Below are 24,840 nucleotides of genomic sequence, written 5' to 3' on the forward strand. Positions count from 1 at the left end.
CCCCGTGTCGCTGCCACCCCTGGTCGAGCCGGCCGCCGAGCTCACCGTAGACGAGGTTCGCAGGTACTCCCGCCACCTGATCATCCCCGACGTCGGGATGGACGGGCAGAAGCGGCTGAAGAACGCGAAGGTGCTGTGTGTGGGCGCCGGCGGACTGGGCTCGCCGGCGCTGATGTACCTCGCCGCGGCCGGTGTGGGAACGCTCGGCATCGTGGAGTTCGACGAGGTCGACGAGTCGAACCTGCAGCGTCAGATCATCCACAGCCAGTCCGACATCGGCCGGTCCAAGGCCGAGTCCGCGCGCGACTCGGTCAAGGGCATCAACCCGTACGTGGACGTGATCCTGCACGAAGAGCGGCTCGAGGCCGACAACGTGATGGACATCTTCAGCCAGTACGACCTGATCGTCGACGGCACGGACAACTTCGCGACCCGGTACCTGGTCAACGACGCGTGCGTGCTGCTGAACAAGCCCTACGTGTGGGGTTCGATCTACCGCTTCGACGGCCAGGCCTCCGTCTTCTGGTCCGAGCACGGCCCCTGCTACCGCTGCCTTTACCCGGAGCCCCCGCCGCCGGGCATGGTCCCCTCCTGCGCCGAGGGCGGCGTCCTCGGCGTGCTGTGCGCGTCCATCGGCTCCATCCAGGTCACCGAGGCGATCAAGGTCCTCACCGGCACCGGCGAGCCGCTGGTCGGCCGGCTGATGATCTATGACGCCCTGGAGATGCAGTACCGCCAGGTCAAGGTCCGCAAGGACCCGAACTGCGCGATCTGCGGCGAGAACCCGACCGTCACGGAGCTCATCGACTACGAGGCCTTCTGCGGTGTCGTCTCCGAGGAGGCCCAGGCGGCGGCGGCCGGTTCGACGATCACTCCCAAGCAGCTCAAGGAGTGGATCGACGACGGCGAGAACATCGAGATCATCGATGTCCGCGAGCCGAACGAGTACGAGATCGTCGCCATCCCCGGCGCCCGGCTGATCCCGAAGAACGAGTTCCTGCTGGGCACCGCCCTGGAGAGCCTTCCCCAGGACAAGAAGATCGTCCTGCACTGCAAGACGGGTGTCCGCAGTGCGGAGGTCCTCGCCGTCCTGAAGTCGGCCGGCTTCGCGGACGCGGTCCACGTGGGCGGCGGAGTGATCGGCTGGGTCAACCAGATCGAGCCGGACAAGCCGGTGTACTGACCACCCCTCCGGTGGGACGCGGAGCGACTCCGCGGCCCACCGGCGGCCGTGTCAGGAGCACACAGCGCCGTCCTTCGGGGCCTTTCCGTCCAGCAGGTAGGCGTCGACCGCCGAGTCCACGCAGTCACTGCCGCTGCCGTACGCCCCGTGACCCTCCCCCTTCCAGGTCAGTTCGACGCCGACGCCCTTGCCGAGTCCGTCGGCCATCTTCCGCGCGCCCTCGTACGGGGTCGCCGGGTCCCCGGTGTTGCCGACCACGAGCACGGGGGCCGCGCCGGGAGCGCTGACCTCCGGGTGGTCGAACTGACCGGCCACCGGCCAGTCGTGGCACCAGCCGGCCGTGTCCCAGTCCAGGAAGGCGCCGAACACGGGGGAGATCCTCTCGAACTCCGGCAGCAGCTCCTTCACCTCACGGGCCGTCGGCCGCTGCTTGTCGTCCAGGCACGATATGGCCCGCTGGGAATGCGTCGTGGTGCCGTAGTGCCCCGCGGCGTCCCGCTCGTTGTAGCCGTCGGCCAGCCTCAGCAGCGCGGAGCCGTCACCCGCCTCGGCCGACTGCAGCGCGACGGTGAGCGCGGGCCAGCTGTCCCTGCTGTACAGCGGGAGGACGACGCCGGTGACGGCCAGGGACTGGGTGAGCTTGCGTCCCGACGCAGTGGTGAGCGGCTTGGCGTCGAGTCGCTTCAGCAGGGCCGCTATCTTCCGGGAGCCCTTCTTCGGGTCCTGCCCGGTCGACCTCAGGTAGTCGTCCAGCGCGCGCTGGAAGCCGCGGGCCTGGTTCTTCGCGTGGCCGACGCTGTCGGCGGTCGGGTCCACCACGGCATCCAGCACCGCACGGCCCACGTGCTTCGGGAACAGGTGCGCGTAGACACCGCCGAGTTCGGTGCCGTAGGAGATGCCGAAGTAGTGCATCGTCGTGTCGCCGAGGACCTGGCGCATCAGATCCATGTCGCGTGCGGTGTCGGTCGTCGAGACATGGGAGATCAGCCTGCCCGCGGCCTTTGCGCAGCCCTTGCCGAAGTCGGCGGCGTCGTCGAGGTACGCCTTCTCCTCGGCGGCGTCGTCCGGTGTCGCGTCGAGGGGCTCGGCGGCCTTGACGGCCTTGTCGTCGCGGCAGCGGATTCCCTCGCTCGCCCCGACACCGCGGGGATCCCAGCTGACGAGGTCGTAGCGCGCGTGGAGTCGGGTGGCCGTGCTCGCGTACGAGGGCAGGGCCGAGACACCGGAACCGCCGGGGCCGCCGAAGTTGAACAGGAGCGACCCGATGCGCCGGCCCCCGGTCGCCTGGGAGCGGATCAACGCCAGGCCGATCGTCTCGCCGTCCGGCTTCGACCAGTCCAGCGGCACCTTCATGGTCGCGCACTGCCAGCCGCCGCCCGGCGCCGACGCGCCTGTGCAGCGGCCCCAGCGGAGCTTCTGCGCGGTGAGCGAGGACGGCAGCCCCGAGACCGCGGTCGGTGACGCCGCGTGCGAGCGGGCCCCGCCCTTCGCGTCGTCCTGCCCCGCGCCGGACGCACCGCTGCCGCAGCCGGTCATCAACAGCGCCGCGGCTACCGCGGCGGCGCTTCGAGCGAAACGTGACATAGTGACCCCCCTGACGCGCTCCCCGGTCGGATCGGCGGGAAGCAGTCAGGCCATGGTAGACAGATCGAACCGAGCCCATCTTCACCTGTGGAAAACCTGCTGAACTGCGCTTTTTCCGGTGATCGTCGCGGCGATCGCCGCCGTCCGCCGCTCCGGCCGCGAGGGCGGTCCGGCCGGAGCGGGGGCCGCGTCTGCTAGGTGCAGACGGCGCCCGTCGAGGGGACCTTGCCGTTCAGCAGGTAGCCGTTGACGGCGTTCTGCACGCACTTGTCCCCGCTGTCGTAGGAGCCGTGCCCCTGGCCCTTGTACGTCAGCTCGACGCCGACTCCCTTGCCCAGCGCCTGCACCATCCTCGCCGCGCCCTCGTACGGGGTGGCCGGGTCGCCGGTGTTGCCGACCACCAGGATCGGGGCGGCACCGGGCGCGCTCACGGTCGGATGGTCCCAGGCCCCCTGTACCGGCCAGCCGGCGCAGCTGAGCAGGCCCCAGCCCAGGTAGTCGCCGAACAGCGGGGAGGCGGCGCGGAACCGCGGCAGCCTCGCCTTCACGTCCGCGATGGTGTACCGGGGCTTCTGGTCCGCGCAGTTGATGGCGATGTTGGCGGGGATGAGGTTGCTGTACTGGCCGTTCTCGCTGCGTCCGTTCAGCGAGTCCGACAGCAGCATCAGCACCTTGCCGTCGCCGGCGTACGCCTGCTGCAGAGCCGCGGTGAGGTAGGGCCAGAAGTCCTTGGAGTACAGGGCCTCGGCGATGCCGTTGGTCGCCGCGGTCTGGGTCAGCCTGCGCGGGTAGACGCCCGGCAGCGGCTTGGTGTCCAGGCTCTTCAGCAGCTTGGCGATCCGGCTCTCCACGTCGCTCTTCGTCGTGCCGACCGGGCATCCCGCGTGCGAGACGCAGTCCTTGGCGTAGTTGTCGAGCGCCAGCTGGAACCCCTTGGCCTGGCCCAGGGAGCTCTCGACGGGGTCCTCGGTCGGGTCGACGACCGCGTCGAGCACGGCCCGCCCGACGTTGTGGGGGAACAGGTGCGCGTAGACGCCGCCGAGTTCGGTGCCGTACGAGATGCCGAAGTAGTGCAGCTTGGTGTCGCCGAGCACCTGGCGCATCAGGTCCATGTCGCGGGCCGCGTCGGTGGTGCGCACATGCGGCAGCACCTTGCCGGAGCGCGCCTGGCAGGCGTTGTTGAAGTTCTTGGTGTTGCTCAGATACGTCCGCTGCTCGGCCGGGGTGTCGGGCGTCGCGTCCTGCTGGAAGAACGTGTCGAGCTGCTTGTCCGTCTCGCAGAGCACGGGCGCGCTGCGGCCGACTCCGCGCGGGTCGAAGCTGACCAGGTCGTAGCGGGTGCGCAGGGTCGAGTAGTCCTGGGCGAAGGCGGGCAGCGCGCTGACGCCGGAGCCGCCGGGGCCGCCGAAGTTGAAGATGAGCGAGCCTATGCGCCGGCTGGGTGGCCCGCTCGCCTTCGCCCGGATCAGCGCGATGCCGATCGTGGGGCCGCTCGGGTTGTTCCAGTTCAGCGGCGCCTTCATGGTGGCGCACTGCCAACGGCCGCCGTCGGGCAGCGGCGCGGGGGCGCTGCCGCCCCCTTCCGCCTCGGACGGCGCCGGGCAGTCCGTCCAGGTGAGCCTCTGGTGGGACAGGTCCAGCGTCGGGGGCGAGAGGTCCACGCCGTCCGAGGTCGCGGTGGCGCAACCCGTCAGGAAGGGGGACACGACGGCGGCGGTGGCGGCCACGGAAAGGGCGCGGATCCGGAGAGGGTTCGGCATGCCCCCATCGTGCGGTCGTCCGGCGTGGCGCGCTCCGGGACAAGGTCCGTGCGGGTGAGTCCCCTGCCCCGGGTCGCGTGTCGCGTTGCGCGCGGACTGCTCTCCGCACCCGCGTGCGACGGCCGTCGGTCGGCTCCCGCGGCGCGCGCGGTGCCCGCGCCGCGGGCGCCCTACAGGGCGCCCTTGCGGGTGAGGTGGTTGAAGAACAGCCAGCCCGGAAGGACCGGCAGCCACAGCGTCATCAGCCGGTACAGCAGCACGGCGGGCGCCGCGACCTCCTTGGGCAGGCCCACGGCGATCAGGCCGACCGTCAGGGTCGCTTCGACCGCGCCCACACCGCCGGGCGTGGGCGCGGCGGAACCGAGGGCGTTGCCCGCGAGGAAGACCACCGCGACGCTCGCCAGGCTGAGCGTGGTCGGCTCCTCGTGTCCGAAGGCGCGGATGGAGGCGTCCAGGCACATCACGAACGAGGCGGTGAGCAGCAGCATGCCGCCGATGCCCGTGACCAGCTTCTGCGGCCGTTGCAGCACATCGAGCATGCGCGGTACGACACCCGCGAACAGCGACCTGACGCGCGTGGACACGAACTTGCGCAGGAACGGCACCGACGTCACCACCAGGACGAGCACCGCGACCGTGAGCAGACCGGCGATGACCGTGCGGGACGGCGACAGGGACGGGGTCTTCTCGGTTCCCGTGAGATAGCCGAACGACAGCAGCATCAGGATGTGGCAGCCGAGCCCGAACAGCTGCGACGCGCCGACGCTGGCCACCGCGAGGCCCGGCCGCACCTTCGCGCGCTGGAGGAAGCGCGTGTTGAGCGCGACACCGCCGACCGCCGCGGGGGCCACGATCTTCACGAACGACCCGGCGACCTGCGCCGCCACGGTGCGCCAGAACGGCACCCGCTCGGGCACGAAGCCCAGCAGCGCCATCGCCGCCGCGACATAGCTGAACGCGGAGAAGAGCGCGGCCGCCGCGACCCAGCCCCACTCGGCGTGGGCGAAGAGCGTGCCGAACTCGATGTGGGTGAGCTGCGTCAGCAGGAAGTACGCGCCGATGGCGCCGGCGATGAAACTGATCAGCGTGCGCGGCCGCACCCGCTCCAGCCGGGCCGGCTCCACCGGGGCCTGCGGCCGGATCCGCAGCACCTGGTGGCGGATCTGGGTGAGCAGGTCCTCCTCCCGCGCCTCGTCGAGAGCCTCGTCGAGCGCGCGCTTCTCCGCCCGCTGCTCGGCACGAGCGGCCTTCTTGTCCGGCTTGGTCTGCTTCTCGGCCTTGTTCCGCTGCTCGACGGAGGTCTCGGGCTCGTCGCCGCTCTCCTGCGACCGTGCGGCCTTGGTCTGGCGCGACGCCTCCAGGACCGCCTCCCGCTCCCGCTCGGCCCGCTGCCGGGCCAGTTTCCTGAGCGTCGCGCGCGTGGAGCGGGTCAGCGCGATGGGCTGCAGCAGGGGCAGGCAGTCGGCGACCGCGTCCGGGCCGAGGACACCGACGGCGGACGCGACCGCGCGCTCGGCACCGACCCGCAGCCCGAGCGTTGCCAGGAGCTGGGCGATGTCCATGCGCAGCACCAGGTCACCGGCCGCGATCTCGCCGTTGCGCAGGTCCGTCAGGACGAGGCTGCCGGAGGGGTCCACCACGATGGCGTCACCGGCGAGGCGGCGGTGCGCGATGCGCCGGGACTGCAGGGCGCGCACCTGGTGCCAGGTGTCGTGCAGCAGCTCGTCCGTGATCTCGTCGTCGGCGAGCTGGTCCAGCGTCCGGCCGCCGGTGTGCTCGTAGACGAGCATCACGGCGTCGGGGCCGAGCTCGGAGGTCGCGATCAGCTTCGGCGCGTTGGCGCCGGCCGCGATGGCCGCGTACGCCAGGAGCGCCTCCTGCTCCAGGGCCTGGCGCAGCGACTGCAGGCTGCTGCGGGTGGTGATGCCGCGCAGCGTCAGCCGCCGCCACACGCGGTAGAAGAACCCCTGGGCCTGCTGCTCACGGTCCACGACGGTCACGTCGAGGGGCGCGCCGTCCTCCAGGGTGACGAAGTAGCGTCGGCCGCGGTCGCCGCCGTCTGCGGTGTCGGGCACGTCCTCGCGCGCCGCGCTGACGGGGCGGAAGCCGACGGTGCGCAGCCCGGCCATCAGGGTCCGCCCCGTGGGCTGCACGTTGGGTGAGCCGACCGCGTAGAGCGTTCCGGCGGCGACGCTCCAGCCGATCAGCACCGTCAGGATGATCGAGAAGGGGGTCGTGTAGCCGGTGACCAGCATCGAGAAGGCGTCGAGCAGGAGGACCACCCACAGCACGGCCCGCCAGCGGGGTCTGCGGGACATGCCCACGGCCGTCATATAGGCGATGACGGGTGCGAGGTAGCCGTGCACGGGGTCGGTCAGGGCGTGGATGTCGCCGGGGGAGGGCTGGGTCAGCGCGTCCTGGATGGACGGCGGGGCGGCTTTGGCCACCCACAGGTCGGTGGCGAGCGTCACGCCGTGGGCGAGTACCGCCGCGAGGACGCCGTCGGCGATGCGCAGCCCGTCCCGCTTGATCAGCCGCTCGATGGCGAAGGCGACCGGCACCAGCAGGATCGCGATGCTGGACGCCAGGCCGGCGAGCTTGATCAGCAGATCGGGTGCCTGGCCGGTGCCCTTGTTGATGTCCTGTTCGAGTCCCGACGTGGTGCCGTGCGCGAACGCGGCGATCGCGAGGAGCACCGCGATCGACAGCACGCCCACCAGCAGGCGCATCAGGTCCGAAGGGCGGTGCACGCGCGCGGGGAGCAGCGGCTCGTCGCCCTCGACGGCGTCGCTGTGGGCGTCCGCGCGGTGCTCGTCGGCGCCGCCCGGCGGCGTGTCGCTCTCGCGGTCGCCCGCCTTGCGGCCGCCGTCGGCGGTGTCAGGGCGCGACGAACCCGCGGAGGTGCCCTCCGCACCGTCGGGACGCACACCCTGCTGCTTCATCGTCTCTTCTTGATCTCGTATCACCAGTCACCGCCCGCACGATGGTGGCATGTCCACCCGACACACGGGGGCATCAGGGTGCAAATGCGGGGGCGCACAGTCTGCCCGAAGCGCTGCTTCGGGGCGAGGCATACGCACGGCCACTCTCACCTCACATTGTCGGTGGGGTGGGGCAGGATGGGGCGGATGAGCGAGGAGAGCCTTCCGACAGACGCCCTGCCGGAGTACGCGCACGCCCTGCCGGAGTACGCGGAACGGATCCTTGATGTGGCCGAGAACATTCCCTCCGGGCGCGTCATGACGTACGGCGACGTGGCCGAGTGGCTGGAGGAGGGCGGCCCGCGCCAGGTGGGCCGTGCGATGGCTCTCTACGGCGGCGCGGTGCCCTGGTGGCGTGTCGTGCGGGCGGACGGCGTGCTGCTGCCCGGGCACGAGCTGCGGGCGCTGGACCACTACCGCGAGGAGGGCACCCCGCTGCGTGAGGCCTCTCACGCCTCCGAGGGCCATCTGCCGCGCATCGACATGCGGCGGGCCCGGTGGGACGGCGGTGAACGCGCGGAGGGGCACATCTGACAGCTTCCGGCACCGGGTGTGGCGCAGGGCACCCCCTGGCTCGTACGGGGGACGAGCGGCACCTCGGCGCGATGCCGTACGTTCGTGCGGTGGGGGCCAGGAGCGGCCCGGCGGGCACGACGCGTGCGGCGACCCGGCCGGGCGGGGCGGACACCCCGCCGCCGCGGCTCGCGGGGGCGCCGCGTCGACGGCGCGCGTCCTCCTCGGCGCGGGACACCCCGCGGGGCGGGCCGGCGAGCCGCCGCCGGACCCCCGCCCCCGATGTCGGCGCCGCCCCGCGCGGACATCGCACCCACCCGAGTACGACCACCAGGACCGGCGAACCACGTGAGCTCCTCCTTCTCCACCAGGCGCCCGCCGCACCCCCAGGTGCGGCGGGCGAGCCGCGGCGCTTACCGACTGGTCCGCACACCGCCCGCCCGCGTCGAACCCCCTCAGCTGGACGCGGCCCAGCGCGCCGTGGTTGATCACGAGGCCGGTCCGCTGCTCGTCCTCGCGGGCCCCGGCACCGGCAAGACCACCACGCTCGTCGAGTCCGTCGCCGCCCGTGTCGCCCGAGGCGCCGACCCGGAGCGCATCCTGGTGCTGACGTTCAGCCGCCGGGCGGCCGTGGACCTGCGCGACCGGATGGCCCTGCGCGCCGGAGCGGCACACGCGCCCCAGGCCACCACGTTCCACTCCTTCTGCTACGCCCTGGTCCGCGCCCACCAGGACAGCGAGCTGTTCGTGGAGCCGCTGCGCCTGCTGTCCGGCCCCGAGCAGGACCTGACCGTGCGCGAGCTGCTCGCCGGGCAGCCGGAGCTGGAGCGCCTGGGCCTGGCCTCGGTGCGGTGGCCCGACGAACTGCGGGCCTGCCTGACCACCCGGGGCTTCGCCGACGAGGTCCGCGCCGTGCTCGCCCGCACCCGTGAGCTCGGCCTCGGCCCGGACGCCCTGCGCCGCTTCGCCGAGCGCATCGGCCGCCCGGACTGGCAGGCCGCCTCCGCCTTCCTGGCCGAGTACCTGGACGTCCTGGACCTCCAGGGGGTGATCGACTACGCGGAGCTGGTCCACCGCGCGGTGCTGCTGGCCCGCCGCCCCCTTCTCGCCGACCAGCTGGCGGCCCGCTACGACGCGGTCTACGTGGACGAGTACCAGGACACCGACGCCGCGCAGGTGCGCCTCCTCGACGCGCTCGCCGGAGGCGGCCGCACCCTGGTGGCCCTGGGCGACCCCGACCAGTCGATCTACGCCTTCCGGGGCGCCGACGTGGGCGGCATCCTGGACTTCCCCCGCGACTTCCCGCGCGCCGACGGGACCCCCGCCCCCGTGGAGGTCCTGCGGACCTCCCGACGCTCCGGCGCCGCCCTGCTGACCGCCACCCGGCTCCTGACCCGGCGCATGCCCCTGACCCGGCTTCCGGCGGAGCGGGTCCGGGCGCACCGCGACCTCACGGCGGTACACGACGGCGGCCGCGTCGAGGTGCTCACCTGCCCCACGTCCGGCGCGGAGACCGACACCGTCGCCGACATCCTGCGCCGCGCCCACCTGGAGGACGGCGTGCCGTGGGGGGAGATGGCCGTCCTGGTGCGCGCCGGGGCCCGCACCATCCCGGCGGTCCGCCGTGCCCTGACGGCCGCCGGGGTGCCCCTGGACATCGACGGCGACGACCTGCCCCTGCGCCACGAACCGGCGGTGACCCCGCTGCTGACGGCCCTGCGCGCGGCGGCGTCGGCGGCGGAGGACATGAGCGCCGGCAGCCCGGAGCCGGGCCCACCCGACACGCCCGGGTCCCGGACGCCGGACACGGCGGCTCCGCAGCGGGCGGGCGCCCCCGAGCCGTGGCTCGACACCGAGACCGCGCTCACCCTGCTCGCCTCGCCGCTGGCCCACATGGACGCCACCGATCAGCGCCGCCTCGGCCGCGCGCTGCGGGACGAGGAGAGGGCCGCCGGCAACACCGTGCCGCCACCCTCCAGCGAACTGCTCGCGCGGGCGCTGGCCGAGCCGGAGCGGCTGGTGGCCCACGACCCGGCGTACGCGCGGGGGGCCCAGCGCCTGGGCGCGCTGCTGCGCGAGGCGGCCCAGCGCCTCGCGGGCGGCGGCACGGCCGAGGAGGCGCTGTGGGCCCTGTGGGACGGCACGCCCTGGCCCAAGCGCCTGGAGGGCGCCTCCCGGCGGGGCGGCGCGGCCGGGCGCAACGCGGACCGCGACCTGGACGCCGTGTGCGCCCTGTTCGCGACCGCCGCGCGCGCCGAGGAACGCACCGGCGGACGGGGCGCCCTGAACTTCCTGGAGGAGATCGAGGCCCAGGACATCGCCGCCGACACGCTCACCCGGCGGGCCCTGCGCCCCGACGCCGTACGCCTGATGACCGCGCACCGCTCCAAGGGCCTGCAATGGCGCCTGGTGGTCGTCGCGGGCGTCCAGGAGGGGCTGTGGCCCGACCTGCGCCGCCGCGGATCCCTGCTGGAGGCGGACCGCATCGGCCGGGACGGACTCGCCGAACCCCTCACCCCCGGCGCGCTGCTGGCCGAGGAACGGCGCCTGTTCTACGTCGCCTGCACCCGCGCGCGCGAGCGCCTGGTCGTCACCGCCGTGAAGGCGCCCGCCGACGACGGCGACCAGCCCTCGCGCTTCCTCACGGAACTCGGCGTGGAACCCAGGGACGTCACCAGCCGCCCGCGTCGCCCGCTGTCCGTGACCGCGCTCGTGGCCGAACTGCGCGCCACGACCGTCGACCCCCGCGTGTCCGAACCGCTCCGGCGGGCCGCCGCCCAACGGCTGGCCCGGCTCGCGGCACTCGCCGACGAGGACGGCCGGCCCCTGGTGCCCTCCGCGCACCCCTACCGCTGGTGGGGCATGTGGGACCCGACCGAGAGCAAGGTCCCGCTGCGCGACCGGGACCGCCCCGTCACCCTGTCCGGCAGCGCCCTGGACCAGCTCGCGAACACCTGCGCCCTGCAGTGGTTCCTGGGCCGGGAGGTGAAGGCCGACGCCCCCGCGACCGCCGCCCAGGGCTTCGGCAACGTGGTGCACGTGCTCGCCGACGAGGTGGCCTCCGGCCGGACCGCGGCCGACCTCGACGTCCTCATGGAGCGGCTCGACTCGGTGTGGAACGCGCTGGCCTTCGACGCGCCGTGGAAGTCCGCGCAGGAGCGGGACAACGCGCGCGCGGCGCTCGAACGCTTCCTGAGCTGGCATGTCGCCGACCGCGCCGGACGCACACCGGTGGCGAGCGAGCAGGACTTCGACGTGACCCTGGAAGCGGGCGGGTACCAGGTCCGCGTCCGCGGATCCATGGACCGCGTCGAGACGGACGACCGGGGCCGCGCCTACGTGGTCGACTTCAAGACCGGCAAACAGGCCCCCAGCTCCGCGGAGGTGGAGCGGCACCCGCAGCTCGCCGTGTACCAGCTCGCCCTGCGCGAGGGCGCCGTCGACGACGCCTTCGGCGACCGGCGCCCCGAGCCCGGCGGCGCCGAACTCGTGCACCTGAGGCAGGGCGCCGCCAAGAAGGACGGCGGTGAGGCCCTGCCCAAGGTCCAGGCCCAGGAACCCCTTGCGGGGGAGTGGGTCGGCGACCTGTTGGCCACCGCCGCGGGCAAGGTCCTCGACGAGCGCTTCTCGCCGACCACCGGTCAGCACTGCGGGCACTGCGCCTTCCGCGCCTCCTGCAGCGCGCGGCCCGAGGGCCGTCACGTGGTGGAGTGACGGACGGACGGGTCAGGAGTTCGGACACATGGCTCAGTCATGTGGCTCAGGTGCGTGTGACGCACCGCACCACGGACGCTGACCAGCGGTTCCTTCCGCACGGCAGGCGGTACGGCACCCGCTGTCGGTGGCCGCCGCTAGCCTCTTCGACGTGCCCGCCCCTCTCACCGACCCCGAGCAGCTCAAAGAGCTCCTCGGCATCCCGTTCACCCCGGAGCAGACGGCTTGCATCACCGCACCGCCCGCCCCGCACGTGATCGTGGCCGGAGCCGGCTCGGGCAAGACCACCGTGATGGCGGCCCGCGTGGTGTGGCTCGTCGGCACCGGCCAGGTCGCCCCGGAGCAGGTCCTCGGCCTGACCTTCACCAACAAGGCGGCGGGCGAACTGGCCGAGCGGGTCCGCAAGGCGCTCGTCAAGGCCGGCATCACCGACCCGGACGTCATCGACCCGGACAACCCGCCCGGCGAACCGGTGATCTCCACGTACCACGCCTTCGCGGGCCGGCTGCTGAGCGACCACGGCCTGCGCATCGGCCTGGAGCCGACCGCGCGCCTGCTCGCCGACGCCACCCGCTTCCAGCTGGCCGCGCGCGTGCTGCGGGCCGCCCCCGGCCCCTACCCGGCACTGACCCGCTCCTTCCCGGATCTCGTCGGCGACCTCCTCGCCCTGGACTCCGAGCTGGCCGAGCATCTCGTACGGCCCGAACAGCTGCGCGCCTACGACGCCGAACTGCTGCGCACCCTGGCGGGTGTCCGGCTCAGCAACGCCGACCTGCGCAAGGTGCCCGAGACGGCCGCCGCCCGCCGCGAGCTGGCCGAGCTGGTCGGCCACTACCGCGCAGCCAAGCGGGAGCGCGATCTGCTCGACTTCGGCGACCAGATCGCCCTCTCCGCCACCCTCGCCCACATGCCCGAGGTGGGGCGCGTCCTGCGCGAGGAGTTCCGTGTGGTCCTGCTCGACGAGTACCAGGACACCTCGGTCGCCCAGCGGGTCCTGCTCTCGGGGCTGTTCGGCGGTGGCACCGGCCACCCGGTCACCGCCGTCGGCGACCCCTGCCAGGCCATCTACGGCTGGCGCGGCGCCTCCGTCGCCAACCTGGACGACTTCCCCGAGCACTTCCCGGGCGCCGACGGCCGCCCTGCGGCCCGCCAGGCGCTCAGCGAGAACCGGCGCAGCGGCGGCCGCCTCCTCGAACTCGCCAACGGCCTCGCCGAGCCCCTGCGCGCGATGCACGCGGGCGTGGAGGCCCTCCGACCGGCCCCGGGCGCCGAGTACGACGGACGGATCCACTGCGCCCTGCTGCGCACCCACGCCGAGGAGATCGACTGGATCGCGGACTCCCTCGCCCACCTGGTGCGCACCGGCACCGCGCCCGGCGAGATCGCGGTGCTGTGCCGCACCGCGACCGACTTCGCCGAGATCCAGGGCGCGCTCGTCGCGCGCGACGTCCCGGTGGAGGTCGTGGGCCTGTCGGGTCTGCTGCACCTGCCCGAGGTGGCCGACCTCGTCGCCGTCTGCGAGGTGCTCCAGGACCCCGGGGCCAACGCCTCCCTGGTCCGCCTGCTCACCGGCCCGCGCTGGCGCATCGGAGCCCGCGACCTCGCCCTGCTGGGCCGGCGCGCCAGGCTGCTCGTCTCCCCCGCGCGCGCGGGGGACGACGAGGACGCGGACCGCAGGCTCGCGGCGGCCGTCGAGGGTGTCGACCCGTCGGAGGTGATCTCGCTCGCGGACGCCCTGGACACCTTCGTCGACCTGCCGATGGAGCCCGACGCGGACGACGACGGGCTGCCCTTCTCGCCCGACGCGCGGGTACGGTTCGCCCGCCTCGCCACCGAGCTGCGCGAACTGCGCCGTTCCCTCGCCGATCCCTTGATGGACGTCCTGCACAGGGTCCTCGCCGTCACCGGACTCGAGGTGGAGCTGTCCGCCTCCCCGCACGCGCTGGCCGCCCGCCGCAGGGAGACGCTGTCCAACTTCCTGGACATCGCCGCCTCCTTCGCGGCGGGCGACCAGGACGCCGGGCTGCTGGCCTTCCTCGGCTTCCTGCGCACCGCCGCCCAGTACGAGAAGGGCCTCGACAACGCCCTGCCCGGCGGCGAGAACACCGTCAAGGTGCTCACGGCCCATCGGTCGAAGGGCTTGGAGTGGGACGTGGTCGCGGTGCCCGGGCTGGTCACCGGCACCTTCCCGAGCGCGCAGGGCCGCGAGAAGTGGACCGCGCAGGGCAAGGTGCTGCCCCACGCCCTGCGCGGCGACACCGACACGCTTCCCGACGTCGAGACCTGGGACTCACGGGGCCTGAAGTCGTTCCACGAGGCCATGAAGGAGCACCAGCACACCGAGGAACTGCGCCTCGGCTACGTCGCCTTCACCCGCCCCCGGTCCCTGCTCCTCGGCTCCGGCCACTGGTGGGGCCCCGCGCAGAAGCGCGCCCGCGGGCCCTCGGACTTCCTGCTCGCCCTCCATGATCACTGCGCCGCGGGGTACGGCGAGATCGAGGCATGGGCCGACGAGCCGGGCGAGGACGAGGAGAACCCGGCACTGCGCCAGGCCACCGGCGACCACGCCTGGCCGCTCCCGCTGGACGCGACGGCGCTCGCCCGCCGCCGCGCCGCCGCGGAGGCGGTACTGGCCCACCTGGACGCTCCCGTGCCGCCCGGAGCGCCCGACGGCACCGATCCCGCGGCCCTCCAGGACGTCCTCGCGCACGAGGACCCCGAGTGGCCGCCACCGCCGGACGAGGACGACCCCTACGACGATCCCGAGGCGTACGGCGGGCCCGAGACGTACGACGGACCGGATCCGTACGACGAGCCTGAGACGTACGACGAGTCCGAGCTGTACGACGGACCGGATCCCTACGACGAGCCCGAGACGTACACCCGGTCCGGGACGGGCGACGCCGCCCCGGTCGTCCCGCACGCCCGCCGCCCCGTGGACGAGGCCCCCGGCCTCACGCCCGAGGAGTCCCGGACCGTCGCCTCCTGGGACCGCGACCTGGACGCCCTCTCCCAGGAGCTGCTCCGGGCCCGCACGGCCGTCACCGACGTCCCCCTGCCGCCGTCGCTGTCCGCGTCCCAGGTGCTGCGGCTGGCCGCCGACCCCGACGGATTCGCCCAGGAGCTCGCGCGCCCCATGCCACGGCCTCCGCAACCCGCCGCGCGCCGCGGCACCCGCTTCCACGCCTGGGTGGAGGCACGCTTCGAGGCGCTGCGGCTGCCCATGCTGGATCCGGAGGACCTGCCCGGCGGCGACGCGGAGATCGCCGACGAGCGGGACCTGGAGGCGCTCAAGGACGCCTTCGAGCGCACCTCCTACGCCGACCGCACTCCCCACCGGGTCGAAGTCCCCTTCCAGCTGGCCATCGCCGGGCGCGTGGTCCGCGGACGTATCGACGCCGTCTACCGCACGGCCGACGGGGACGGGGACGGCGGTGGCGCGGCGTACGAGATCGTCGACTGGAAGACGGGCCACCACAGGAGCGGCGACCCGCTTCAGCTCGCCCTGTACCGGCTCGCCTGGGCCGAGCAGCAGGGCGTGCCCCTCGAAGCCGTCTCGGCCGCGTTCCTGTACGTCCGCAGCGGCGAGGTCGTGCGCCCCGAGAGCCTGCCGGACCGAGCCGGCCTGGAACGGCTCCTGCTGGACGATCCCTCCGGGCGGGAACCGGCCGACCAGGATGTCGGTGCGGGCCGATAGGCTCGTGAGCATGAGCGCGACCCCGGACAGTGCCGTCCGCACGTACATCGACCAGCACCGTGCCGCCTTCCTCGACGACCTCGTGGAATGGCTGCGCATCCCGTCGGTGTCGGCCCAGCCCGAGCACGGGGCGGACGTGCGGCGCAGCGCCGAGTGGCTCGCATCTGCCCTCCTGGCGACCGGCTTCCCCACGGCCGAGGTGTGGCCGACCGACGGCGCCCCCGCCGTCTTCGCCGAGTGGCCCTGCGACGACCCGGGCGCACCCACCGTCCTGGTCTACGGGCACCACGACGTGCAGCCCGCCGCCCGAGAGGACGGCTGGGACAGCGACCCCTTCGAGCCGGTCGTCAGGGACGGCCGCCTCTACGCGCGCGGGGCCGCCGACGACAAGGGCCAGGTGTTCTTCCACACACTCGGGGTCCGCGCGCACCTGGCCGCCACCGGTCGCAGCACCCCCGCGGTCCACCTGAAGCTGCTGATCGAGGGGGAGGAGGAGTCCGGCTCGCCGCACTTCCGCACCCTGGTCGAGCGGAACGCGGACCGGCTCGGCGCCGACGCCGTGATCGTCTCGGACACCGGCATGTGGTCCGCGGAGACGCCCACCGTGTGCACCGGCATGCGAGGCCTGGCCGAATGCGAGATCACCCTGCACGGCCCCGGGCAGGACATCCACTCGGGGTCCTTCGGCGGAGCCGTGCCCAACCCGGCCACCGAGGCCGCCCGCCTGGTGGCCGCGCTGCACGACGAGCACGCGCGCGTGGCGATCCCCGGCTTCTACGACGGCGTCACCGAGCTCACCGACCGGGAGCGCGAACTCTTCGCCGAGCTGCCCTTCGACGAGGAGCGGTGGCTGGCGACCGCGAAGTCGACCGCGCTCCACGGCGAGGCGGGACACACCACGCTGGAGCGCATCTGGGCCCGCCCCACCGCCGAGGTCAACGGCATCGGCGGCGGCTACCAGGGTCCCGGCAGCAAGACGATCATTCCGTCGTCGGCGACGGTGAAGCTCTCCTTCCGGCTCGTCGCCGGACAGGACCCCGACCACATCGAGAAGGCCGTCCGTGCCTGGGCCGTCGACCGGCTGCCCGCCGGCGTCCGGCACGAGATCACCTTCGGCGCCGCCACCCGTCCGTGCCTGACGCCCCTGGACCACCCGGCCCTGCGGTCCGTCGTGCGGGCCATGGGCCGCGCCTTCCAGCAGCCGGTCCGCTTCACCCGGGAGGGCGGCTCCGGACCCGCCGCCGACCTCCAGGAGGTCCTCGGCGCGCCGGTGCTGTTCCTCGGCATCTCCATTCCGTCCGACGGCTGGCACGCCCCGAACGAGAAGGTCGAACTGGATCTTCTCTTCAAGGGCGTCGAGACCGCCGCGTACCTGTGGGGCGAACTGGGGGAGAGGCTCGCCCAGGGCCCGTCGCACCCGGCCCCCTCCAGCCCTGAGTCCCGCTGAACCGCCTGCCGAAACCATCGCCGCACCGGGGGAGTTGGAAGCAACCGTGACCACCTGGACCGACCACACCGCCGATCGACCCATCTCGCTCACCGCTCCGAGCGGCATCGACCGTGCCGCCCACCACCGCCTCGACGAGGCATGGCTGGCCGCGGCGTGGAGCCACCCCACGACCCGGTGCTTCGTGGTCTCCGGCGGCCAGGTCCTCATCGACGAGACGCCCGACGGGCGGACCGAACTCGTCATGACCCCGTCCTTCGAGGCGCCCCTCACCGAGGCCCACCGCTACTTCCTCGGCACCGACGAGGACGGCGCCAGCTACTTCGCCCTCCAGAAGGACGCCCTGCCGGGCCGCATGGACCAGTCCGCTCGCCCGGCGGGCCTGCGTGAGGCGGGCCTGCTGCTCTCCCCGCGCGACGCGGGCCTGATGGTGCACGCGGTCGCCCTGGAGAACTGGCAGCGCCTGCACCGCTTCTGCTCCCGTTGCGGCGAGCGCACCGTCATCGCCGCCGCCGGGCACATCCGGCGCTGTCCCGCCTGCGGCGCCGAGCACTACCCGCGCACCGACCCCGCGGTGATCATGGCCGTCACGGACGACGAGGACCGCATCCTCCTCGGCCGCCAGGTGCACTGGCCCGAGGGCCGCTTCTCGACCCTCGCCGGTTTCGTCGAGCCGGGCGAGTCCATCGAGCAGTCGGTGCGACGCGAGGTCTTCGAGGAGGTGGGCATCACGGTCGGGGAGGTCGAGTACGTCGCCAGCCAGCCCTGGCCCTTCCCGTCCAGCCTGATGCTCGGCTTCGTCGCCCGCGCCACCTCCACCGACATCGACGTCGACGGTGACGAGATCCACGAGGCCCGCTGGTTCTCCCGCGAGGAACTGGGCGCCGCGTTCGAGTCCGGGGAGATGCTGCCCCCGTACGGGATCTCCATCGCCGCCCGGCTGGTCGAGCTCTGGTACGGCAAGCCCCTGCCGACGAGAAGCGTCTGACACGGAAAAAGGAGGCCCCCTCCGGTGGTCCCGACCGACCGGAGGGGGCGCGGCGCCGCGGAGGCGTCAGGCGGCGAGAGCCTGCTTCACCTGGGCGAGGCTGGGGTTGGTCATGACGACCTCGTCGCCACCGCTCGCGGGCGTCACCCGGACGGTGGGGACCGTCTGGTTTCCGCCGTTCGCCTTCTCCACGAACGCGGCGGACTCCGGGTCCTGCTCGATGTTGATCTCGCTGTACGTGATGCCCTCCCGGTCCAGCTGACTCTTCAGCCGACGGCAGTAGCCGCACCAGGTGGTGCTGTACATCGTCACAGTGCCCGACATGTCGGTCGCGCTCCTTTGCGGGTCGTGATTCGTCTTCGCAGGGGGTCAACGTGTGTGAATGTTCCACCATTCCCGCGCCGCCCGAGCAGAGCACGCCGGCGCTGCGACCTGGGCACTCGGGGCGCCACGAATGTGACGCCGACCGCATTCGTATGACCGCGTGCGCCTCCCTGTGGACAACCCGCCGCACCCGTCCCCGCCGACCTGGCAGCATGGCGGGGTGACAGCAGCAACGCACTCCACCCTCTTCCCGCAGGTCCCGGACTCGGCCGACGCGGTGCTCGAAGGGCTCGACCCCGAGCAGCGCGAGGTCGCCACGGCCCTGCACGGCCCGGTGTGCGTGCTGGCCGGAGCCGGAACCGGCAAGACGCGGGCCATCACCCACCGCATCGCCTACGGCGTGCGCGCCGGAGTCTTCCAGCCGTCCAGTGTGCTCGCCGTCACCTTCACCAACCGCGCCGCGGGTGAGATGCGCGGACGCCTGCGCCAGCTCGGAGCCGCCGGGGTGCAGGCCCGCACCTTCCACTCCGCGGCTCTGCGCCAGCTCCAGTACTTCTGGCCGAAAGCCGTCGGCGGCGGTCTGCCGAGGATCGTCGACCGGAAGATCCAGATCGTCGCGGACGCGGCCGCCGCCTGCCGCGTCCGTCTCGACCGCAACGAGCTGCGCGATGTGACGGCGGAGATCGAATGGGCGAAGGTCACCCAGACCGTCCCGGCCGACTACGCCGCCGCGGCGGCGAGAACCGGCCGTGAGTCCCCGCGCGACCCCGCCGAGATCGCCCAGCTGTACGGGGCGTACGAGGACCTCAAGCGTGATCGCGCGGTCATCGACTTCGAGGACGTCCTCCTCCTCACCGTCGGCATCCTCCAGGACCGGCACGACATCGCCGACGAGATCCGTGCCCAGTACCAGCACTTCGTCGTGGACGAGTACCAGGACGTCAGCCCGCTCCAGCAGCGCCTGCTGGAGCTGTGGCTCGGCGACCGCGACAACCTGTGCGTCGTCGGCGACGCCAGCCAGACGATCTACTCCTTCACCGGCGCCACCCCCGACCACCTTCTCGACTTCCGGCTCCGCCACCCGGGGGCCACCGTCGTCAAGCTGGTCCGCGACTACCGCTCCTCGCCCCAGGTGGTGCGCCTCGCCAACGGCCTCCTCTCCCAGGCCCGCGGACGCGCCGCGGACCACCGCCTGGAACTGATCTCCCAACGGGCCCAGGGCCCCGAGCCCGCCTACAGCGAGTACACCGACGAGCCCGCCGAGGCCGAGGGCGCCGCCCGCCGTGTCCGCGGCCTGCTCGCCGCCGGAGTGCCGCCCGCGGAGATCGCGATCCTGTTCCGCACCAACGCCCAGTCCGAGATCTACGAACAGGCCCTCGCGGACGCGGGCATCCCCTACCAGCTGCGCGGCGCCGAGCGGTTCTTCGACCGCCCCGAGGTGCGCAAGGCGGGCATCGCCCTGCGCGGCGCTGCCCGCTTCGGGGGCAACGACTCCCTCCTCGACGACGCCGTGGACCTGCCCTCCCAGGTGCGTGCCGTCCTGAGCGGGGAGGGATGGACGTCCACACCCCCCGCGGGCTCCGGGGCCGTGAGAGAGCGCTGGGACTCCCTGGCCGCCCTGGTGAACCTCGCCCAGGACTTCGCCGCGGCCCGCCCCGGCGCCACCCTCGCCGACCTCGTGGCGGAGCTGGACGAGCGGGCCAGCTCCCAGCACGCCCCGACCGTGCAGGGCGTCACCCTCGCCTCCCTGCACTCGGCCAAGGGCCTGGAGTGGGACGCCGTCCTCCTCGTCTCGGTCGCCGAGGGCATGATGCCGATCAGCTACGCCAAGACCGCCGAGCAGATCGAGGAGGAGCGCCGCCTCCTCTATGTCGGTGTCACCCGTGCGCGGGAACACCTCCATGTCTCCTGGGCCCTGTCCCGCTCACCCGGCGGCCGGCCCGGCCGGCGGCCCAGCCGCTTCCTGGACGGACTGCGCCCCGGCTCCTCCGCCGCGTCCGGGCGCACGGCCACCGCCGGCCCCGGAGGGGTCGAGCGGGGCTTCGGCACCACCGGCGCACCGGCCGCGCCCCGCCGGGTGAACCGGACCCCGGCCCGTTGCCGGGTCTGCGGCCGCACCTTGTCGGAGGCCGGCGAGATGAAGCTGATGCGGTGCGACGACTGCCCCTCCGACATGGACGAGGGCCTCTACGAACGGCTGCGCTCCTGGCGGGCCGCACAGGCGCGGCGCAGCGGGCAGCCCGCGTTCTGCGTGTTCACCGACCGGACGCTGATGGCGATCGCGGAGGCCGCCCCCGACGAGGCGGGTGAACTGGCCCGCATCCCCGGAGTCGGGGTCCGCAAGCTCAACCGGTACGGGACCGATGTGCTGGACATCTGCGCGGGCCTCGACCTCGGCGAGGGAGACGGACAGGGCCGGACGGGGGACGGCGGCGACTGATACGAACTCATCGAAAAAATAGTTTGCGCATGCCCCAGCAATCCCCATAGGTTCTTAGGCACGGGGACGGAGGCCTTCTCGAAGGCCCCGATTCCGTGCTGTACTTGCATATCCGTCGGACCGGCTCGCCTGGTCCCCATAGACGCCGAGAGGAGGCGATTGAAGTGATCAGCATCGAGACCAGCTCCACCAGCACCGTCCACATGACCGATCTCTCGGTCGTCTCCACGTGCCTGCTCGGCGCCTTCGCTCAGGGCACCGGTCTGTCCGGCATTCGTGCCGACCGTCCGGCCGCCTCCGCGTCCTTCACGGGCCTTCCCGTCCGTGAACGCGATGAGCGACCGACCAAGGCACTGGGAGCAGTAGCGGCACAGGCGCACGCACACGCCTATGCCCTTGCAGCGGCCGGTGCCGGATTCCGGAAGCAGACGAAGCAGCAGCACCACCTGATGTGGGCCTTCCGTGGGCCAGAACCCTGGAGTGATCCAGCCTGATCGTCGATCAGGCCGGCGCCTTCAGGGCCGCGGAACCCCATCCGGGATCCGCGGCCCTTCTGTTTGCCCCGAACGGGGACGACGGACCGAAGACGCCTCGGGACAAGAACAGAACCCGGTACCAGCCGACACCCGGCCCCACAGGGCCGGAACGACCAGACGAGGAAAAAGAACCGTGCAACTCGAAGCGCACGCCCCGTCCGTACCGCCTTCCGAAACGCTCCCCCCGCCCTGCCCCACGGAGGACTCCACCTTGACCCCCCTCACCGCGCTCTCCGCGCTGGACGACGCCATCGAGAACCTCGGCGTACCCGTCCCCTGCCGCTCCTTCGACCCGGAGGTCTTCTTCGCCGAGTCGCCGGCCGACGTCGAGTACGCCAAGTCCCTCTGCCGTACCTGCCCGCTGATGGAGGCCTGCCTCGCCGGCGCCAAGGAGCGGCGTGAGCCCTGGGGCGTCTGGGGTGGCGAGCTCTTCGTCCAGGGTGTCGTCGTCGCCCGGAAGCGGCCGCGTGGCCGCCCGCGCAAGAACCCGGTCACGGCATGAACACCATCCTCGGAACGATCGACCGCCCCCTCACGCACGACCCCAAGAAGCAGGCCCCGATGAAGCCGTCCACCACCGAGCCCGCAGGCTCCGCGATCCCAGACTTCACCACCACCGGCGCGACCGCCTCCCGCCAGAACAGGACCCGAGAAATGCAACTCATGCAAGAAGCCCTCGCTCGTGCGCATATGCACGAGTGCCTGCAACAGGCCGAGCGGGAACGCCCAGCCGTGCGCCTGGCGAAGGCCCGCCGGATGCAGCGCCGGGCCGAGCGCGCCTCGATGCGTGCCCGCCGCGCGCTCGCGATGGCCGTGATGCAGTAGGACCGGTGCCGCTCGTCGGTACCCGGAAGTGATGCGGGGGCTGGTCCGAAGGGACCGGCCCCCGCGGTGCGCTGCTTCTGCGACGACCGCGCCCGCGACAACATCGGAGCGATCGAGGGGCGTCTGGACTCCACCCGGTGGTGAGCGCGCGTCACGCCTGAGCCGCGGGCTGCTCCTCGTCGAGGAAGCCCGGCAGCCACTCCTGAAGCTCATCCCGCAGCCGGACCGTCGCACCCAGTTGGCACAGCACACCGATCGTGCTGAGCGTGACCCGGTGTATCAGCAGGTAGGACGGGGGCAGGTTCAGTCGTTTGCCGAGCTGGTGGGCGGGAGAGCGCGGGTCGGCCACGCGGGTCGCCTGGCCGCGCATCCAGCCGCGGGTGAACGTGAACTCCTCCACCCGGGCGGGCTCGATGATCGGCAGGAGATAGTCGAGGACGGCGTCCGGGTCGAGCTCGATGGAGTCCTTGACGAAGCCTTCCGCACACAGGTGTCCGTAGACCGCCCCTGCGTCACCCTCGAGGGTCAGGCGCAGGGAGTGCCCGATGGTGTCCGGCAGGCCGCCCGGAAGACGGTCGACCGTGCCGAAGTCCAGAACTCCCAGGCGCCAGTCCTCCGTGTCGTCGTCGCGGGTGCCGTCACCGCGGCCGGGGAGCAGCCGGAAGTTGCCCGGATGCGGGTCGGCGTGCAGCAGCCCCGTGCGGGCCGGGCCGGAGAAGAGGAAGCGGGCCAGCAGCTGCCCGGCGCGGTCCCGCTGGTCCTGCGTACCGGAGTCGATCACCTCGGACAGCGGTATGCCCTCGACCCACTCCGTCACGAGGACCTGGTCGCACTGATGCACCACCTGAGGCACCATCACGTCCGGGTCGCCCGCGAACTCCTCCGCGTGCACTCGCTGCGCCTGGGCCTCCAGGCCGTAGTCCAGTTCCTCGGAGACCCGGTCGCGCAGCTCCGTGATCAACGGCTTGATGTCCATGCCCGGGATCAGCGGGCCCAGCAGACGGGCGAAGCGGCTGAGCTGGTTCAGGTCGGACAGCAGCGCGTCCCCCGCGCCGGGGTACTGCACCTTGACCGCGACCTGGCGCCCGTCGTGCCAGACCGCGCGGTGCACCTGGCCGATCGAGGCGGCGGCGGACGGCTTGTCCTCGAACTCCAGGAACAGCTGCCGCCAGTCGTCGCCCAGCCGCTCCCGCAGCACGGCGTGCACCGTCCGCGTCGGCAGAGGTGGAGCGGCCTCCTGAAGTTTCGTCAGGGCGGCGCGGTAGGGCCCCGCGACCTCCTCCGGGAGCGCCGACTCGAAGACGGACAGGGCCTGCCCGAACTTCATGGCACCCCCCTTCAGCTCGCCGAGGACCTTGAACAACTGCTCGGCGGTGCGCTGTTGGAGCTCACGTCCGACGATCTCCGCGGATTCGCCCACGATCCTCTTGCCGAGGCCCCAGGTCGCCCGCCCGGCGAAGCCGAGCGGAAGCGCGGCGAGCTTGGCGGTCCGGGTGACCGCCTTCCGGGGAAGATCAGACATACGCCCTCCTAGTCCCAGGCGGCCGTGCCGCGTCCGCGGTGCGGGGCGGACGCGACGACGGCCGTTGCTCCCCCATTGTCTCGTGCGACTCCCCGTCCCTTGAGGTGTGTTCCTCCTTACTCCGCGCCGCCGAGCCGCAGCCGCAGGAGGGATGGGGCCATACCGGACGCGCGTGCCAGTCGAGCCGGGGAACGGACACCTCCCAGCGCGCACCCGCGCTGGACGGCGTCCCGCCGTCCAGGAACGCGAGCGCGTGGCCGGCGGCCACCGAGGCCACGGCCGTCGCCAGGGCGAGGTCGCACGGCTGGACCCGCCGGGGACGTCCCGAGCGCCACTGGGCGACCAGACGCGGCCAGGTCCCCTCCCGATCGGCGCGCGCCTGGTCCAGGCAGCCCGCACAGCCCGTGTCGCCGGGCAGGACGAACGGGCCGACGACTCCCGTGCCCTCCACGACACCCGCGTACAGATGCGGGGTGCCGGACGCGATCAGGGGTTCGGCGTGGAGCGGGTCGGGCGCGTGGACGTCGACGCCTTCGCGCGGGGCGAGGACCACCAGGGACAGCGCCGGCGCCACGGCGTCCTCGGCCCCGCGTCCCGCGGGGCGCCGGCGGCGCGGCGGACGGTCCGGGGCGGCGGCCCGCACCACGCGCTGGGCGGCCTCCCGCCTGCTCCGACCGATCGACTCCGCGGGCAGGCCGCCGGGCGCCACGTCCTCTGGTTCGACACAGCCCACGTCGCGGACCTCGACCTCGCCGACTCCGGCGCCGGACAGCAGCGCGGCGAGCGTGGCTCCCACCCGGCCGGCGCCCCGGACCTGGACCCGCATCGAGCGGCGGGCCGCGAGTCGTCGCAGCGCGTCGCCGGGCACGGGGGCGGTCAGCGACAGCGACGCCAGGTCCGGGCGGAGGCGGTCCAGCACGCCGGCTCTCGCGCGAAGGGCGTCCGCCGCCGCTCCGCCGCCCGTCATGTCGTCGAGCAGTCCCGCCCCCGCGAGGCCGGCCACGAACTCGTCCACGCGCCCGTCCGGCAGGCCCAGGGCCCGGCCCTCCTCGCGCAGCAGGGGCAGCCCGCGCGTGCCGTCGAGCAGGCCGAGGAACCGGCCCGTCGTGGTGTCCACGGGTCCGAGGACCATGGCGTGCGCGGGCGCCATGCCGAACTGCAGGGTGTTCAGGTCCCGCCAGCCGCGCCGCAGCGCGGGCTTCACCATCGGATGCATGACCGGCCCCCGTCGTCCGTCGTTCTTCCCGGTGTGTCGTGCGCGCCGCCGGATGTCCGATCCGTCGGCGCACGCCAGCATGCCCCGGCGGGGCGAGGGCGTGCCGAGAG

16 protein-coding genes are annotated in these 24,840 nt (G+C 73.0%); 10 read left to right on the forward strand and 6 right to left on the reverse strand.

Going from position 1 to position 24,840, the window contains the following annotated elements:
• Positions 1 to 4 precede the first annotated feature (4 nt).
• Positions 5 to 1,183, forward strand: coding sequence for an adenylyltransferase/sulfurtransferase MoeZ (moeZ, locus tag AB0C59_RS12175; protein WP_363003365.1), 1,179 nt, complete (start codon positions 5 to 7; stop codon positions 1,181 to 1,183).
• Positions 1,184 to 1,234: 51 nt separating this feature from the next.
• Here the strand turns inward: moeZ and AB0C59_RS12180 are convergent, their stop codons facing one another.
• The 3 genes from AB0C59_RS12180 to AB0C59_RS12190 form a co-directional block, all read right to left on the reverse strand.
• Complete coding sequence (locus AB0C59_RS12180) at positions 1,235 to 2,767, reverse strand: alpha/beta hydrolase (RefSeq protein WP_363003367.1); 1,533 nt, start codon at positions 2,765 to 2,767, stop codon at positions 1,235 to 1,237.
• A 194-nt stretch (positions 2,768 to 2,961) separates the two neighbouring features.
• Positions 2,962 to 4,527 (reverse strand): alpha/beta hydrolase, encoded by a 1,566-nt coding sequence (locus tag AB0C59_RS12185; protein WP_363003369.1) that lies wholly within the window; start codon positions 4,525 to 4,527, stop codon positions 2,962 to 2,964.
• Positions 4,528 to 4,697: 170 nt separating this feature from the next.
• Entirely contained in the window at positions 4,698 to 7,469 is a 2,772-nt protein-coding gene (locus AB0C59_RS12190; protein WP_363003371.1) for a lysylphosphatidylglycerol synthase domain-containing protein, read from the reverse strand.
• A 186-nt stretch (positions 7,470 to 7,655) separates the two neighbouring features.
• Here AB0C59_RS12190 and AB0C59_RS12195 point away from each other — a divergent pair, with 186 nt between their 5' ends.
• The 5 genes from AB0C59_RS12195 to nudC all read left to right on the forward strand — a co-directional run bounded on the left by AB0C59_RS12195 (position 7,656) and on the right by nudC (position 17,867).
• Entirely contained in the window at positions 7,656 to 8,042 is a 387-nt protein-coding gene (locus tag AB0C59_RS12195) for an MGMT family protein (protein ID WP_363003373.1), read from the forward strand.
• 327 nt (positions 8,043 to 8,369) lie between these two features.
• Positions 8,370 to 11,735 carry an ATP-dependent DNA helicase gene (locus tag AB0C59_RS12200; protein ID WP_363003375.1) on the forward strand — a complete coding sequence of 1,122 codons (3,366 nt, stop codon included), beginning with the start codon at positions 8,370 to 8,372 and terminating at the stop codon, positions 11,733 to 11,735.
• Between the two features lie 151 nt (positions 11,736 to 11,886).
• The gene (locus tag AB0C59_RS12205) at positions 11,887 to 15,432 is read left to right on the forward strand and encodes an ATP-dependent DNA helicase (RefSeq protein ID WP_363003377.1); all 3,546 of its coding nucleotides are present in this window, start codon (positions 11,887 to 11,889) and stop codon (positions 15,430 to 15,432) included.
• 10 nt (positions 15,433 to 15,442) lie between these two features.
• Entirely contained in the window at positions 15,443 to 16,879 is a 1,437-nt protein-coding gene (locus AB0C59_RS12210) for a dipeptidase (RefSeq protein WP_363003379.1), read from the forward strand.
• Positions 16,880 to 16,925: 46 nt separating this feature from the next.
• On the forward strand, positions 16,926 to 17,867 hold the full coding sequence (gene nudC / locus AB0C59_RS12215) for an NAD(+) diphosphatase (RefSeq protein WP_363003381.1): 942 nt from the start codon (positions 16,926 to 16,928) through the stop codon (positions 17,865 to 17,867).
• A 66-nt stretch (positions 17,868 to 17,933) separates the two neighbouring features.
• Here the strand turns inward: nudC and AB0C59_RS12220 are convergent, their stop codons facing one another.
• Positions 17,934 to 18,191, reverse strand: a complete 258-nt coding sequence (locus tag AB0C59_RS12220; RefSeq protein WP_363003383.1) for a mycoredoxin — start codon at positions 18,189 to 18,191, stop codon at positions 17,934 to 17,936.
• Between the two features lie 220 nt (positions 18,192 to 18,411).
• Here AB0C59_RS12220 and AB0C59_RS12225 point away from each other — a divergent pair, with 220 nt between their 5' ends.
• The 4 genes from AB0C59_RS12225 (at position 18,412) to AB0C59_RS12240 (ending at position 21,992) form a co-directional block, all read left to right on the forward strand.
• Positions 18,412 to 20,631: an ATP-dependent DNA helicase UvrD2 gene (locus AB0C59_RS12225; RefSeq protein WP_363003385.1), complete on the forward strand. Its 2,220-nt coding sequence runs from the start codon at positions 18,412 to 18,414 to the stop codon at positions 20,629 to 20,631.
• Positions 20,632 to 20,795: 164 nt separating this feature from the next.
• On the forward strand, positions 20,796 to 21,125 hold the full coding sequence (locus AB0C59_RS12230; protein WP_363003387.1) for a hypothetical protein: 330 nt from the start codon (positions 20,796 to 20,798) through the stop codon (positions 21,123 to 21,125).
• Between the two features lie 175 nt (positions 21,126 to 21,300).
• On the forward strand, positions 21,301 to 21,669 hold the full coding sequence (locus tag AB0C59_RS12235; protein WP_363003389.1) for a WhiB family transcriptional regulator: 369 nt from the start codon (positions 21,301 to 21,303) through the stop codon (positions 21,667 to 21,669).
• On the forward strand, positions 21,666 to 21,992 hold the full coding sequence (locus AB0C59_RS12240; RefSeq protein WP_363003391.1) for a hypothetical protein: 327 nt from the start codon (positions 21,666 to 21,668) through the stop codon (positions 21,990 to 21,992). Before AB0C59_RS12235 ends, AB0C59_RS12240 begins: the two co-directional genes overlap by 4 nt.
• 151 nt (positions 21,993 to 22,143) lie before the next feature.
• Here the strand turns inward: AB0C59_RS12240 and AB0C59_RS12245 are convergent, their stop codons facing one another.
• Positions 22,144 to 23,514, reverse strand: a complete 1,371-nt coding sequence (locus AB0C59_RS12245; protein ID WP_363003393.1) for an AarF/ABC1/UbiB kinase family protein — start codon at positions 23,512 to 23,514, stop codon at positions 22,144 to 22,146.
• On the reverse strand, positions 23,507 to 24,730 hold the full coding sequence (locus AB0C59_RS12250; RefSeq protein ID WP_363003397.1) for a TOMM precursor leader peptide-binding protein: 1,224 nt from the start codon (positions 24,728 to 24,730) through the stop codon (positions 23,507 to 23,509). The genes AB0C59_RS12245 and AB0C59_RS12250 overlap by 8 nt, the downstream gene beginning before the upstream one ends.
• Positions 24,731 to 24,840 lie beyond the last annotated feature (110 nt).

The organism is Streptomyces sp. NPDC048664 (assembly GCF_040650555.1).
In the GTDB taxonomy this organism is placed as follows: Bacteria; Actinomycetota; Actinomycetes; order Streptomycetales; family Streptomycetaceae; genus Streptomyces.